A 13,947-nucleotide genomic window follows, 5' to 3' on the forward strand; every position below is an offset into this window, starting at 1 on the left:
GACCTCAGGCGGCCCGGCGCCCGCGCACCGCGGCGACGAACTCCGCCGCCCGGCGCGGGTCGACGCGGTTCCAGGTGTGGCGGTCCACCTTGAGCGAGGACCCGACGATGCAGCCGTCCACGATCTCCAGCATCTCGGCGATGGACTCCGCCCGCGCCCCGGTGTTGAGCAGCACCGGCACCTCGGTCGGGACGGCGGCCCGGACCTCGCGCAGCACCCCGGTGTCGGGCGCCGCGCCCGCGCGGGGACCGGACACCAGGATCGCGTCCGGCAGACTGGACACCGCGACGCTGGCGGCGACCTCCGCGGGTCCGCGGCGCCCGATCGGCGAGGCGAACTCCGGGGTGATGTTCATCAGCACCGCCAGGTCGTCACCACCGAGCCTGCGACGCTCCCGCAGGGTCCGGGCGGCGTCGGTGGTCCACAGGCCCATGTCGGACTCCCACACACCGGTCACGACCTCGCGCATGAACGCGGCGTCGGTCGCCACGGCCGCGGCGAGCGCGGTCCGGGCGTCCCAGAGGAAGTCGACGCCGAACGGGATCGAGTCCGGCCGGCACTCGGTCACGACCCGGGCCATCAGCGCGGCCGACTCCGGGCCGGGTGCCAGCTCGTAGGGGCGGTCGTTCTCGTTGCAGAACAGCACCGCGTCGAACCCCGCCTGCACCAGCACCTCGACGTCGGCCCGCAGCGCCTCGACGACGCCGCGCAGGCCCGCCCGGGCGTCGTACAGCGGGGTGCCGGGTAGGGCCGGGACGTGGGCCATGGCGATCAGCGGCGTGTGCACACCGGAGAAGACGGTGTGGAACCTGGTCATGGGACTCCCTTCACTGCGCCGGGACCGGTTCCCGGGCGGACATGAGGACGCGGCCGCCGACCACGACGTCGGTCACGTCGCCCGCGCGTTCCTGGAAGACCATGGCCGCCGCGGGATCGGTCCGCGGCCGCCAGTGCTCGCCGGAGGTGTCCACGACGACGACGTCCGCCGCGGCGCCGACCCGGAGCACCCCGAGGTCCGGGCGCCCGATCGCGACCGCGCCCTCGCAGGTCGCCATGCGCAGCACCGTCTCCGCGTCGACCCGCCGGCCGGTGGTGCCCGCCACGCGGTCGAACATCAGGGCGTGCCGCATCTCCAGGACCATGTCGGCCGTGCCGTTCAACGAGCCGTTGTCCAGGCCGAGCCCGACCGGCAGGCCCGCCTCCCGGACCCGGCCGAGCGCGCTGGTCGACCCGCCGCCGAGCATCGTCGAGCTCGGGCAGTGCGCCGCGCCCGCGCCTGCTCGGGCGAGCCGGGCCAGCTCGGCGGGTTCGGCGTGGGTGAGGTGGGCGCCGAGCACACGGCCTGCCGGGTTCGCGCCCAGGACGCGGTCGACGGCGCCCCGGGCTCCGTCGGGGGAGGCGCTCAGATGGGTGGTGACCCACCCGCCCGAGTGCTCGGCCAGGGACGCCAGCCCGCGCAGGAGCCCGTCGGAGGCCATCTCCGGGAGCTCCGCGCACGGCCACACCGTGACGCCCTCCCCGTCGGCCTCCATGGCGTGGGCGGTGAACGCGAGGGCGGTGTCGGTGGAGGTGGTCAGGCCGTCCGGGCGGACGCGGGCATCGGCCGCGGCGATCCGGGCCAGGTCCGCCGCCCAGGCCGCGGGGAGCCGGTCACCCGTCATCGGGGCCAGGACCCAGCGGAGCCCGGATGCCCTGGCGACCTCGACGGTGGCGGCGAGGCACTCCCGGCTGCGCGCCGAGCCGGCGTCGCCCACCCCCCAGCAGTCCACGACGGTCGTGACCCCGGCGCGGAGCAGGCCCGCCGCGGTCCGCCGGGCCGCCTCGGCCGCTCGCTCGGGGCCGTGGCCGAGCACCTCGGCGTAGTGGACACCGAAGAGCCAGTCCGGGAACGCGCGCGCCCGGGCGGCCGATCCGGGCAGCAGGGCGTCCATGGAGTGCTGGTGGGCGCTCACGAAGCCCGGCCGGACGTACCCGCCCCGCGCGTCGACCCGCCGGGCCCCGGGTGCGGGGGGTGCGGCCCCCTCGGCGAGGGCGACGATCCGGTCCCCGGCGATCCCGAGCCAACCCCGCACCAGGCGGTCGCCGTCCATCGTGACCAGGACGCCGTTCTCCACGACGAGCGTCGGTGCGCTCATACCGGGGGTGCCGTCCGCAGGCCGTCGACGTGCGCGGCGATCCGGTCGGTCAGGTCGTAGAACCGGCGGCTGCGGAGCAGCGTGAGGTCGCGGTCGGGCGGCAGGTCGGTGTCCAGGACGGCGACGACCCTGCCCGGTCGCGGCGAGAGCACGACGACCCGGTCGGCGAGGAACGCCGCCTCCGTGACCGAGTGCGTGACCAGCACCGTCGTGACAGCCGCCCCCGTGACCACCGTCCGCAGCTCGGCGTTCATCCGCTGGCGGGTGATGTCGTCCAGGGCGCCGAACGGCTCGTCGAGCAGCAGGAGATCGGGCGTCGCGACCAGCGCGCGGGCGAGTGCGACACGCTGGCGCATGCCGCCGGAGAGCTGGGCGGGCCTGGCGTGGGCGAACCCCGCCAGCCCGACCCGCTCCACGAGGTCGGTGACGCGGTCGTCGTTCCGGGCGGCCCCGGCGAGCTGGAGGGGGAGCCGGATGTTCTCCGCGACCGTGCGCCACGGCAGCAGCGCCGGGTCCTGCAGGGCCACCCCGATGCGGTGGGCCCGGCGGAGGTCCCCCGGCGGCCGGCCCTCGATCCGTACCGTGCCGGAACCGGGTTCCTCCAGCCCGGCGAGGAGCGCGAGGAGCGTGGACTTCCCACAGCCGGAGGGGCCGAGCAGCGCCGTCACCGAGCCGGCGGGCAGGTCGAGGTCGACGCCGTCGAGAGCGACGAGTCCGTCGGGGTAGCGCAGCCCGACCCCGTCGAGCCGGATGCCGGACCCGCCCGGCTCCGGACCGGACCCGCCCGGCTCCGGACCGGACCCGCCCGGCTCCGGGCTCGGCTCCGTGCGTGGGGTCCGGGACCGCCGCGTCGCCGCGGGGCGCACGGCCCCGAGAAGTCGCGCCACCCGGCTCTCGACGGCGGCGATCGCCGCGTAGAGGGCGAGCGAGCAGGCGGTCACCACGACCACCGCCGACCACAGCAGGCCCAGGTCGAACGAGGTGAGCGTCAGCAGCATGAGATGGCCCAGCCCGTCGCCGGTGACCAGCCACTCCGCCAGCAGCGCTCCGGTCAGGGCGAGCGGGGCGGCCATCCGCAGCGCGGCGAACAGAGTGGGCAGGGCGTGCACGAACCGGATCCGGACCAGGACGGCCGCGGGGGACCCGCCGAAGGCGCGTCCGACGTCGACCATGGTCGCCGGGGTGCTGCGCATCGCCACGGCCGTGCCGGTCAGCACCGGGAAGAACGTGACGATCGCCGTCACGGCCGCGACGGCGACCGGGCCGCGCCCCAGCACGAGCGCGATGAGCGGGGCCATCGCCACCAGGGGCACCGAGCGCAGCGCCATCGCAGGCGGGAGGAGGACCTGCCCCACGGCCGGGAGCAGCACGAACGCCGCCGCGGCGGTGAGCGCCGCGGTCGCGCCGACGACCAGTCCCAGGAGGGCGTGCCAGAGCGTCGTGCCGGTCGCCGCGACGAGGGAGGCGCGCGTGCCCTCCGGGTCCGTGACCAGGTAACGCAGCACGTCGAGCGGCCCGCGGGCCAGGAAGGGATCCAGCCGCAGCACGAGGAGCAGGAGCTCCCACAGCACCGCCAGGACCAGGACCGAGCCCAGCCCGGCGACGACCGCGGTGAGCGGTCCCCGCCGCCCGCCGGGCAGCCCCGGCACACCGGCCTCCCGGTGCGGTGCCCACGGCACCAGGACGCGGCCCAGGAGCCCGACCGCCGCGTAGGCCGCCCCGGCGGTGGCGGCCGCGACCGCGCCCAGCGCCCAGGTTCGCTCGACGGCGAGGCTCTGCTGTGCGGCGACCAGCGCCACCCCGAGTCCGCTCTCGGCTCCCAGGTACTCGCCGATCACGGCGCCGAGCACCGCCGACGGAGCGGCGACCCGCATCCCGGCCAGCAGGTCCGGCAGCGCTGCCCGCCAGCGCACGTGGCCCAGGAGCCGGACCTCGCCCGCGCCGAACGCCCGCGCGGTGCGGACCAACGTGGGGGTGGTCGCTCGAAGGCCGCTCTCCGCCCCCACCACGGTGGGGAAGAAGACCGCCAGCGCGGCGAGCACGACCTGCGGTGTGCGGCCGCCGACGGTGGCCGCCAGCAGCGGCCCGACCGCCACCAGCGGCAGGCAGTAGGTCACCAGCGCGATCTGCAGGACCGTGCCACCCGCGCGTGGCACGACCGCGACGAGAGCCCCCGAGGCGAGGGCGAGCACGGTGCCCCATCCCCAGCCCTCGGCGGCCGCGCGCGCCGTCGGCCAGAGGTTGCGCAGGTAGAAGGCGGGCCCGTCCTCGACGACCACCCCGACCACCGCGGACGGTGGCGGCAGCACCGCGGCCCCGAGCGCTCGGGCGAGCACCTCCCAGGCCGCGACCAGCGCGAGGCCTGCGAGCAGCGGACCCGCCGCGCGCAGGGTCATGCGGCGGTCCGCAGGGCGGGATCGGCGGCGTAGACCTCGTCGAGCACGGACATGTCGAAGAGCTGGTCGGCCGCGATGGCGATCCCGCCGCGGCGCAGCGACTCGATCGACCGGTCCCGGAGCTCGTCGCTGATGGTGAACAGCCCGTTCGCCCGGGTGTCCTCGGTGAGGATCAGGGTCGCGTGGTCGTCCAGCGCCCGGCGTTGCTCCGTGCGGTCGAGGCCGAGGTCGCGGCCGTACTCGTCGACGGTCAGGGTGGTCGCGGCGTCGCGGTCCCGCAGCGCGTCCTGCCAGCCCTGGATCTCGGCGCGGACGGCGGCCGCGACCGCGGCCCGGTCCGTGGTGAGCGAGTCCCGGCGCGCCACGATGATGTCCGAGACCAGCGGGAACCCGTGGTCGGCCAGCAGCATGGTGGTGACGTCGTAGCCGCGGACCCGCAGCGAGTTCGGTTCGTTCGCGTAGAAGGAGAACCACCCGTCGACCTCCCCCGCGGCCAGCGGCTGGGGGTCGAACTGGGCGGGCACCGTGGGGACCTGAGCCGGGTCGATGCCGTTGACCTGCAAGAACGCCCGCCAGGTGGTCTCGTTGGTGGCCTGCAGGCCGATCCGGCGGCCGATCAGGTCGCGGGGTTCCCGGATGGGGGCCGAGGAGAGGCTCATGATGCAGAGCGGGTTGGTCTGGCGCACCGCGCCGAGGGCGACCAACGGGGCGCCCTGCAGGATCGCGGGCCCGGTGACGTCGCAGCCGGACAGGGTGAGCAGCGCCCGTCCCGACACCACCACGGTGTTCGGCGAGACGTTCGGCCCGCCGGGGACCAGATCGACGGCGTCGAAGCCGCCCGCCGCGAAGTGTCCGCCGCGGTCTGCCATGTACTCGCCCGCGAACTGCACGTTGCGGATCCAGCCGAGCTGGTAGACCAGCGTGCCGAAGGAGCCACCCGTCGGCGCCGGCGGTGCCGAGCACGCCGTCGCCGCGGCGAGGGTGGCCGCCGCACCGAGGAAGGAGCGCCGGGTCAGGGTGTTCATCTTCGAAACCGTAGATGTGAAGAAATCACACATCAACGCGAAGGATGTTACAAGACAACGTCTTACCGCACGGAAACACGCGATCCGGGTCCGCTGACTACCGTCTCTCACATGCGCCACCCCACCCTCCCCGCGGCGTTCGAGGCGCGGATCGGGACGCTCCCCGTCCGGCTGCCGGTCGTCGAGGTCGCCCCCGACCTCGCGGTGGCCCTGTTCATGACGATCGACCACGGTGTCGAGCTGATCGCGGGGGCCTGCCGCGAGCTCGCCGACCGGGTGCGCGGCCTCGCCCCCGACGTCGTCGCCGGTCCGGCGACGCTCGGCATCCCGGTGGCCATCGAGACCAGCCGGGCCCTGGGCCTGGACGACTACGTGATCCTGCAGAAGACCCCGAAGGCCCATCTCGGGGACGCGCTCGCGGTCGAGGCGGAGTCGATCACCACGGCCGCGCGGCAGCGGCTGCTGCTGGACCGTCGCCGGGTCGGGGCGCTCGCGGGGCGGCGCGTCCTGCTGGTGGACGACGTGGTGTCCACCGGAGGGTCGCTCGCCGCCGCACTGACCCTGCTCGACCGGGCCGGGGCGGACGTCGTCGGGGTCGGCGCGCTGCTGGGCGAGGGCACCGGCTGGCGCGCCCGGCTCGGGCCCCGTGCCGACCTGGTGCACACCCTCGGGACGATCCCGCTGTTCCGCCGGGACACCGACGGCTCCTGGTGCGAGGACCCGTCGTGACTGCCGCCCGGGCCCGCACCGAGCCCGCCCTCAACGGCCATCTGCTCGTCTCCGACGCCGACCACTTCCGGGTCGACTTCGAGATCAACCCCTACATGTCCACCCACGACCAGCCCGATCGGCTCGCGGCCCGCGCCGAACACGCCGGGATCGTCCGCGCCCACCGCGCCTCGGGCCGCCGGGTCGAGTGGCTCCCGTCGGCGCCGGACTGCCCGGACATGGTCTTCACCGCGAACGCCGGACTGGCGTGCGGCGGGCAGGTCGTGCTGGCGCGGCTGCCGGGCCCGCGCCGACCCGAGACCCCGCACCACCGGGCGTGGTTCGAGAGTCGCGGCTACGCCGTCGTCGACGCGCCGTACGACTTCAGTGGCCAGGGCGACGCGCTGCCGTGCGGACCGCTGTTGCTGGCGGGCTCGGGACATCGCACCGATGCGCGGATGCACCCCTTCCTCGCCGACCGGCTCGGGTACGAGGTCGTGAGTCTGCGGACGGTCGGCCCGCTCTGGTACGACCTGGACCTCGCGCTGGGCGTGGTCGCGCCCGACCTGCTGCTCTGGTGCCCCGAGGCCTTCGAGCCCGGCAGCCGGGCCCGGATCCGCGACCTGGGCCCGGAGCTGGTCGAGGTCGCCGAGTGCGACGCGCGCAGGTTCGCGCTCAACCTCGTCAGCGACGGGCGGACCGTCACCATGACCGATCGGGCTCCGCGGGTCGCCGCGGAGCTGCGCGACCGTGGGCTGACGGTCGTCGAGCTCCCGACCACCCAGCTCGCGAAAGGGGGCGGGGGAGTGCGCTGCACCGCACTGACGCTGCACCCCGCTCCGTAGGGGGTGTCCGGGGGATCCGGCCGGCCCGCGAGGTCCCGGGCGGCGGGCACCGGGTGTTCGGCGATCCCGACGGCGCCCGCACCACTGCTGTGAATCGACGTCCGGTTACGTACGATGACAGAGGTGTCGAACAGTAACCAGGAGCCGGCGTTCGACGAGGCCGGTCGACCTCGCCCCACCGGCGGGCACGACGCCGTCCACCACGTCTGTCCGTTGAACGAGGTGCTGGACCGGGTCAGTGGGAAGTGGGCGATCGGTGTGCTCACGCTCATCGGTGCGGAGGAGGTCGCGCGGTTCACCGAGCTCGAGCGGGGCATCCCGGGGATCAGCAGGCGGATGCTCACGTTGACGTTGCGGAATCTGGAGCGGGACGGGTTGCTGACCCGCACGGTGTACGCGACGGTGCCGCCCAGGACGGAGTATCGGTTGACCGAGGCGGCTCGGGAGCTCGCGCGGACGCTGTCGCTGCTCACCGACTGGGCCAAGCGGCACCAGACGCACGTCCAGGTGTCCCGCCTCGACTACGACGGGGCCCACTGACCTCTCACGGGTGAGTCGCCTCGAACCGCCTCAGCATGCGGTCGGCGTCGGCCCGTCGGCCGGTGAGGACCTCGAACCCGTCCGCCGCCTGCAGCACGACCATCGGCCCACCCCCCAGCACGCGGCAGCCTGCCCGCTCGGCCCCGATCAGCAGGGCGGTGCGGCGTGGCCGGTAGACGATGTCACTGACCCACAGACCTGGGTGGAGCGCAGAAGTGGGCACCGGATGTCCCTCGTGGCCGGTCATGCCGACCGGCGAGGCGTTCACGATCCCGGTGGCGTCGGTGAGCAGAGCGGGCAGGTCGTCGGGCCGACCCGTGCGTACGGTCCGGTCCCGGTGTCGTCGTCGGAGCGTCGCTGCGAGCGCCGACGCCCGGTCGTGGTCGATGTCGACCACCCAGAGGTGTGCGACGCCGATCGAGAGCAGCGCGTGGGCGACCGCCGAGCCCGCCCCACCGGCACCGACCAGCACGACGGAACGCAGGTCGTCGTCGGTCAGTCCCCCTGGCAGACAGGTACGGAGGCTCCGCGCGTACCCGGACCAGTCCGTGTTGTGACCGATCGCGTGTCCCTGGTCGAAGACGACGGTGTTGACCGCGCCGATGGCGGCCGCGTCGGGGGTGATCGCGTCGAGGAGGGGGATGATCGTCTGCTTGGCCGGGTGGGTGACGGTCACCCCCTGCCAGCCCGCGGCCCGGACCTCCCGCAGGACACCGCCCAGGACCTCGACACCGTGACCGAGTTCGTCGAGATCGAGGAGGGCGAACGCCGCCCGGATGCCGTGGGCGGCGGCCTCGGTCTCGTGCAGCAGGGGTGAGGCGGACGTCGTGATGCCGGACCCGATCAGTCCGGCCCGGTAGGTGGTGGATGGGCTCCCCAGGAGCTCGGGGTCGAGCACGGTCGTGGTCATCGCGACGGACCGGCCACGGCGGAGCGGATGCGGTCGCCCTCGCCGAGCGCGGCGACGATGCGGCCGAGACTGCCCAGCTTGTCCTCGCCGTCGGTCAGGTTGGAGGTCAGCATGAGCTCGTCCGCCCCGGTGGTCTCAGCCAGTGCGTGCAGGCGTCGTCGCACCGTCGCCGGCGAACCGACGGCCTGCTCGTCGAGCAGTCGGGCGGCGTCGTCGAGCTGGTCGGTCGTCCAGGGCAGGGCGGCCGCCACGTCGGGAGCGGGGAACGGGCTCCGAGGGCCGAGCCCGGCGACACCGAGCGCGGGTGCGAGCGCAGGGGCGACGAGCCACCGGGCGTGGGCGTCGTCCTCGCCGCAGACGGTGTGGACGGTGAGCATGGCGTGCGGGACGGAGCGGGTGGGCCCCGGACGGAAGTTGCTCCGGTAGGTCTCCAGCGCCCGGACGGCGTCGGTGGGGCCGAAGAAGTGGTGTGCGAAGGCGTACGGGAGACCCCGCTCGGCGGCGACGAGTGCGCTGGCGACGCTCGAGCCCACGAGCCAGACCTCGGCTGGGGCGCTCGCGTGCGGCAGGGCCGATCCGAGCGGGTCGGTCAGATGGCCGCCGAGCTGGTCGAGCTGCGCGTCGAGGGAGACCGTGGTGCCGCCGCCCCGCCCGACACCGAGATCGATCCTGTCGGGGTACAGGGCTGCGAGGACCCCGAACGCCTCGGCGACGGCCCGTGGCTGCCGCCCGGAGAGCAGGACGGCTCCGGAACCGATGCGCAGGGTGCGGGTCCGTGCGGCGATGGCGGCGATGAGTACCTCGGGGGTGGAGCTCGCGATGCCGGGCATGCCGTGGTGCTCGGCGACCCAGAACCGGGTGAAGCCGAGCCGGTCGGCGCGGCGGGCGAGGTCGACGGTGGTGGCGAGTGCCCGTTCCGGGGACTGACCCTCACCGACCGGGGCGAGGTCGAGCAGGGACAGAGGAATCATCGGGGGCCTCCGGAGCGGACGCCCGCCGGGCCGGGGAGGGCGCCGACGGCGACCGTGAGTTCGGAGACCTGGACGGCCTGGGCGCGGACCTCGGCGTCGGTGACACTGCGACGGCGGTCGTGCAGGCGCTGGGCCTGTTCGACGGCCTCGTCGGCCCGTCGTATCGCGGCGGCGGTGGCGGCGGTCGTGCCGTAGGTCGTGCGGGCGGCGAGGGCGATGTCGAGCAGGACGAGGTCGAGGGTGGGGGCCAGCAGCCCGTTGTAGGGGCGGGGCTCGAACCGCTTGTCCACGTGCCCCAGGGCACCGGTCCAGGGGATGTCCGCGCCGCTGACCTCGATGCGGGCGCCGTCGTGACCCGGGACGCTGATCCCCGGGTGGGAGGTGTAGGCGAGAGCGCTGATCGGTGTCGCCACGTCGGAGCGGGCGCCCTGCAGAATGGTGATCGTCGAGACGTCGGCGCCCACGGCGGGTGCGATGCGGCCGTCGAAGAGCATGGCCTCGCCGTCGTCGACGACGGTGAGCTCCGCGGCGCAGGGGTCGGACGCGCCGCAGTAGAACCACCTGCTCCGGGTGGAGACCTCACCGATGTGGTCGATCTTCTCGTCGGTGCCGATGAACTCGGCGATCCAGTACCAGACGTAGTGGCGTCCGAGCAGCTCGGCGATGGTGGGGTCGACGCGGGCGATCTCACGGACGACCCGGTGCGCGACGCGCCACGGTTGCTCCGCGCCGCCGTGGCGGGCAGGACCGAGCAGGGTGGTCAGGCCGTTGTCGGCGAGTGCGGCCACGGCGTGCCGGCGACGAGCGGCTCCGTCGGTGTCGGGCAGGTCCTCGGCGAAGGAGCGGGCGACCTCCTCCCACCAGGCGGCATCATCGGCTGTGTCGGGCACGGGTGCACTCCTCAGGGGTGGGACGGCGTCGTCACCGGCCGGTGGCGACGGGGATCGGGGACCGCATCGAGCAACGCCCTGGTGTAGGCGTCCTGCGGGTCGGACAGGACCGTGGCGGCAGGCCCGTGCTCGACGAGACGGCCGGTGCGCATGACGGCGACGTCGTGGGCGATCTCGCGCGTGACGGCGAGATCGTGGGTGATGAACAGGTAGCCGATGCCCCGGTCACGCTGCAGCCCGGAGAGCAGATCGAGGATGCGTGCCTGGACGGACACGTCGAGTGCCGAGACCGGTTCGTCGAGGACGACGAGCTCGGGGTCGAGGGCGAGGGCCCGCGCGACGGCCACCCGCTGGCGCTGACCGCCGGAGAGCTCCGCGGCCCGCCGGTGGAGGGCGTCGGCGGGGAGGTGCACGACGTCGGCGAGCTCGGCCGCACGTCGTCGACGATCGGCGGAGCTGCCGATGCGGTGCGCGTGCAACGGGTCCGCGATGATCGCCTCGACGGTCAGGCGCGGGTTCAGCGCCGTGAACGGGTTCTGCTGCACGAGCTGGACCCGGCGGCGCAGCGCGCGCAGCTCGGGCCCACGGGTGGTGGTGACGTCGAGACCGTCGAGGGTGATCCGGCCGGTGTCGGCGTCGACCAGCCGCAGCACCAGCCGTCCGACGGTCGTCTTCCCGGAACCGGACTCGCCGACCAGCGCGAGGGTGCGCCCGCGGGAGACGGTGAGGTCCAGTGCCTCGACCGCGGGTCGCTCGGCCGCCCGGCCGGTGCGGGACGGGTAGGTCTTGCCGACCCCGTCGAGCACCAGGAGCGGCGGCTCGTCGGCGTCGCGACCGACACGCTCGCTCACGCCGTCGCGCCGCGGTGCGGCGGCGGCCAGCTCGCGGGTGTAGGGGTGGCGCGGAGCGTCGAACACCTGGGCGGGATGGCCGGACTCGACGAGCTCTCCGGCCCGCATCACCAGCACCCGGTCCGCGCGCTCGGCGGCGACCGCGAGGTCGTGGGTGACGAGCAGCAGGCTGGTGCCGCTCTGCGCGGTCAGGGCCGCGAGATGGTCGAGGATCTGCTTCTGGACCGTCACGTCCAGCGCGCTGGTGGGCTCGTCGGCCACGATCAGCGCCGGGCCCCCGGCCAGCGCGGCCGCGATGAGGACCCGCTGGCGCATCCCCCCGGACAGCTCGTGCGGGTACCGGTGCGCGACCCGGTCCGGATCGAGTCCGGCACGGGCGAGCGCCTCGCGGGCGAGGGCCGCGGCTGCTCGCCCCGTGGCGAGACCGTGGATCTCCAGGACCTCGGCGACCTGCCGTCCGACCCGCATGACGGGATCGAGCGACGCGCCGGGGTCCTGGGGGACGAGGGCCACGGTGCGGCCCCGCAGCCGGCGCAGCTCACGGTCGTCCGCCGCGGCGAGGTCGGTGCCGCGAACCACGACCCGTCCGGCGGTGACCGCCGCCCCCGGGGGCAGCAGTCCGAGCGCGGCGTGGGCCAGGGTGGACTTGCCCGAGCCGGACTCGCCCACGAGCGCGACCGTCTCACCCGGGTCGACGTGGAAGGACACGCCGCGCACGGCCTCGACGGACCCGTAGCGGACCGCGAGACCCTCGACCGTCAGCACCGGGTTCATCGCGGTCTCCGTCCGACGAGCAGCGACAGCCGGTTCGCGGCCAGCACGGTGGCCACGATCGCCAGGCCGGGAAAGGTGGTGAGCCACCACGCCGTGCGGAGGGAGTCGCGACCGGCGGCGACCATGGCCCCCCACTCCGGGGCGGGGGCTGGGCGCCGTAACCGAGGAAGCCGAGCGCGGACACGGACAGGATGGCGGCGGCGAGCTCGAGGGCGGCGAGGGCGAGCAGTGGGGTGACGGCGTTGGGGAGGACGTGGCGCAGGGTGAGCCGCAGCGGCCGGTTCCCGCTGACCTGCGCGGCCTCGATGTAGGGGGAGGTCCGTACCTTGAGGACCTCCGACCGCAGGACCCGGGCGATGCCCGCGATGCTGCCGAGCGAGACGGCGAACGCGACCGCGGCGGTACCCACGCCGAGCACGGTGATCAGCGCGAGCGACAGCAGGATCCCCGGCACGGCGAACAGGACGTCCACCACCCGCATGACGACGATGTCGACGGCCCCGCCCGCCAGCCCGGCCAGCAGCCCCAGCGCGGAGCCGAACAGCACGCCCATCGCCACCGCGAGCACCGCCGTGCGCATCGTGAGCCCGGTGCCGTGCACCACGCGGGTGTAGAGGTCCCGCCCCACCGCGTCGGTGCCCAGCCAGTGCTCGGCCGAGGGAGGTTTGGACCGTTCCCGATCTTGTAGACACCGGTCGTAGACTGCCGCTGATCGCAGCGGAGGGGATCGCGTGGCGACACGCCGCCATTTCACCCAGGAGTATAAGGACCAGGCCGTCAGTCTTGTCCTCGATTCCGGCCGAACAATCGCCGAGGTAGCGAAGAGTATCGGCGTCCACGAGATGACGTTAGGCAAGTGGGTGAAGAAAGCACGCGAATCCGGGCAGGTCCCGGACACGGACCTGTCCGAACCGGAGCGGGCCGAGCTGGAACGGCTCCGCAAGGAGAACACGACCCTGCGAATGGAGCGGGACTTCGCAAAAAAAGTAGCGACCTGGTTCGCGAAAGAACAGCCGTGAAATACGCGGCGATCGCGGACTGGGCAACCGAGGGCGAGTATCCGGTCACGTTCATGTGCGCCCAGCTCGGCGTGGCCCGACAGGGCTACTACCGGTGGCTCAAGACCGGACCCAGCCAGCGGGAACGCACCGACGCCGAGCTCACCGACACGATCCGAGAGATCCACCACGACCTGCGCGGTGACCCCGGCGTGCGCCGGGTGTGGGCCGAGCTGGTCGCTCGCGGCCACCGGACCGCCCGCAAGCGGGTCTGGCGGCTCATGCGCGCCGCCGGCCTGCAAGGCCGCCACCCTCACACCTGGCGCAAGACGACCGTCGCAGGTCTACGCCCGATCGACGCCCCGGACCTGATCGGGCGTGACTTCACCGCCGAGGCTCCCGACACCCGCTGGTGCGGCGACATCACCTACATCCAGACGGTCGACGGCTGGGCCTACCTCGCCACCGTGATCGACCTGCACTCCCGCAAGGTCGTCGGCTACGCCGTGGCCGACCACCTGCGCACCAACCTGATCATCGAGGCCCTCGCCGCCGCCCTGCTCACCCGCCGCCCACCAGCCGGAGTGATCATGCACAGCGACCGCGGGACGCAATACACGAGCCGGGAGTTCACCGACTTCTGCGCCGCCAACAATGTGGCCCGATCGATGGGCCGACGCGCCACCTGCTTCGACAACGCCGTCGCCGAGTCGTTCTTCGCCAGCTACAAGAAAGAACTCATCCACACCCGGCCATGGAACGACGTCACCGAGGTCCGACAGCAGACATTCGCGTGGATCGAGAGCTACTACAACCGTCGCAGACGGCACTCCACCCTCGGATACTTGACACCCACCGAATACGAGCTAGGATTCAGGAAAATAACCGACTTGGCAGCCTAAAC

General features: G+C 73.9%; 14 protein-coding genes. 5 read left to right on the plus strand and 9 right to left on the minus strand.

The annotated features are described in order from the left end of the window. Positions 1–4 precede the first annotated feature (4 nt). From Ae717Ps2_RS10555 to Ae717Ps2_RS10570, 4 genes are read right to left on the minus strand one after another with little or no spacing between them, the layout of a single operon-like run. Positions 5–817 (minus strand): BtpA/SgcQ family protein, encoded by an 813-nt coding sequence (locus Ae717Ps2_RS10555; protein ID WP_075305984.1) that lies wholly within the window; start codon positions 815–817, stop codon positions 5–7. A gap of 10 nt (positions 818–827) precedes the next feature. Further along, the gene (locus Ae717Ps2_RS10560) at positions 828–2,135 is read right to left on the minus strand and encodes an amidohydrolase family protein (protein WP_075333282.1); all 1,308 of its coding nucleotides are present in this window, start codon (positions 2,133–2,135) and stop codon (positions 828–830) included. Continuing rightward, a complete protein-coding gene (locus Ae717Ps2_RS10565; protein WP_075333283.1) occupies positions 2,132–4,531 on the minus strand; it encodes an ATP-binding cassette domain-containing protein in 2,400 nt (799 codons plus the stop codon). The genes Ae717Ps2_RS10560 and Ae717Ps2_RS10565 overlap by 4 nt, the downstream gene beginning before the upstream one ends. Further along, positions 4,528–5,556, minus strand: a complete 1,029-nt coding sequence (locus Ae717Ps2_RS10570) for an ABC transporter substrate-binding protein (RefSeq protein WP_075305988.1) — start codon at positions 5,554–5,556, stop codon at positions 4,528–4,530. Before Ae717Ps2_RS10570 ends, Ae717Ps2_RS10565 begins: the two co-directional genes overlap by 4 nt. A 111-nt stretch (positions 5,557–5,667) precedes the next feature. On the opposite strand from Ae717Ps2_RS10570, the gene Ae717Ps2_RS10575 reads away from it, so the two are divergent. From Ae717Ps2_RS10575 to Ae717Ps2_RS10585, 3 genes are all read left to right on the plus strand, one after another. Then, the gene (locus Ae717Ps2_RS10575) at positions 5,668–6,285 is read left to right on the plus strand and encodes a phosphoribosyltransferase family protein (RefSeq protein ID WP_075305990.1); all 618 of its coding nucleotides are present in this window, start codon (positions 5,668–5,670) and stop codon (positions 6,283–6,285) included. Next, positions 6,282–7,109: a dimethylarginine dimethylaminohydrolase family protein gene (locus Ae717Ps2_RS10580; protein ID WP_075305992.1), complete on the plus strand. Its 828-nt coding sequence runs from the start codon at positions 6,282–6,284 to the stop codon at positions 7,107–7,109. The genes Ae717Ps2_RS10575 and Ae717Ps2_RS10580 overlap by 4 nt, the downstream gene beginning before the upstream one ends. Before the next feature lie 213 nt (positions 7,110–7,322). Next, positions 7,323–7,649 carry a helix-turn-helix domain-containing protein gene (locus tag Ae717Ps2_RS10585; RefSeq protein WP_075311693.1) on the plus strand — a complete coding sequence of 109 codons (327 nt, stop codon included), beginning with the start codon at positions 7,323–7,325 and terminating at the stop codon, positions 7,647–7,649. Between the two features lie 4 nt (positions 7,650–7,653). Here Ae717Ps2_RS10585 and Ae717Ps2_RS10590 read toward each other — a convergent pair whose 3' ends face one another. Genes Ae717Ps2_RS10590 through Ae717Ps2_RS10610 form a run of 5 tightly spaced genes read right to left on the minus strand, consistent with a single transcriptional unit; the run spans position 7,654 to position 12,673 of the window. Next, positions 7,654–8,559, minus strand: a complete 906-nt coding sequence (locus tag Ae717Ps2_RS10590) for a shikimate dehydrogenase (protein WP_075305994.1) — start codon at positions 8,557–8,559, stop codon at positions 7,654–7,656. Beyond that, positions 8,556–9,530, minus strand: coding sequence for an MsnO8 family LLM class oxidoreductase (locus Ae717Ps2_RS10595; RefSeq protein ID WP_075305996.1), 975 nt, complete (start codon positions 9,528–9,530; stop codon positions 8,556–8,558). Before Ae717Ps2_RS10595 ends, Ae717Ps2_RS10590 begins: the two co-directional genes overlap by 4 nt. Then, positions 9,527–10,420: a hypothetical protein gene (locus Ae717Ps2_RS10600; protein ID WP_075305998.1), complete on the minus strand. Its 894-nt coding sequence runs from the start codon at positions 10,418–10,420 to the stop codon at positions 9,527–9,529. Before Ae717Ps2_RS10600 ends, Ae717Ps2_RS10595 begins: the two co-directional genes overlap by 4 nt. A gap of 11 nt (positions 10,421–10,431) precedes the next feature. Then, on the minus strand, positions 10,432–12,045 hold the full coding sequence (locus Ae717Ps2_RS10605) for an ABC transporter ATP-binding protein (RefSeq protein ID WP_075333284.1): 1,614 nt from the start codon (positions 12,043–12,045) through the stop codon (positions 10,432–10,434). Continuing rightward, positions 11,954–12,673, minus strand: a complete 720-nt coding sequence (locus tag Ae717Ps2_RS10610) for an ABC transporter permease (RefSeq protein WP_198932163.1) — start codon at positions 12,671–12,673, stop codon at positions 11,954–11,956. Before Ae717Ps2_RS10610 ends, Ae717Ps2_RS10605 begins: the two co-directional genes overlap by 92 nt. A 103-nt stretch (positions 12,674–12,776) precedes the next feature. On the opposite strand from Ae717Ps2_RS10610, the gene Ae717Ps2_RS38170 reads away from it, so the two are divergent. Both Ae717Ps2_RS38170 and Ae717Ps2_RS10620 read left to right on the plus strand, forming a co-directional pair. Continuing rightward, positions 12,777–13,064 carry a transposase gene (locus Ae717Ps2_RS38170; protein WP_075333031.1) on the plus strand — a complete coding sequence of 96 codons (288 nt, stop codon included), beginning with the start codon at positions 12,777–12,779 and terminating at the stop codon, positions 13,062–13,064. After that, positions 13,061–13,945: an IS3 family transposase gene (locus Ae717Ps2_RS10620; RefSeq protein ID WP_075333032.1), complete on the plus strand. Its 885-nt coding sequence runs from the start codon at positions 13,061–13,063 to the stop codon at positions 13,943–13,945. Before Ae717Ps2_RS38170 ends, Ae717Ps2_RS10620 begins: the two co-directional genes overlap by 4 nt. Positions 13,946–13,947 lie beyond the last annotated feature (2 nt).

It is taken from the genome of Pseudonocardia sp. Ae717_Ps2, assembly GCF_001932475.1.
Lineage (GTDB): Bacteria > Actinomycetota > Actinomycetes > Mycobacteriales > Pseudonocardiaceae > Pseudonocardia.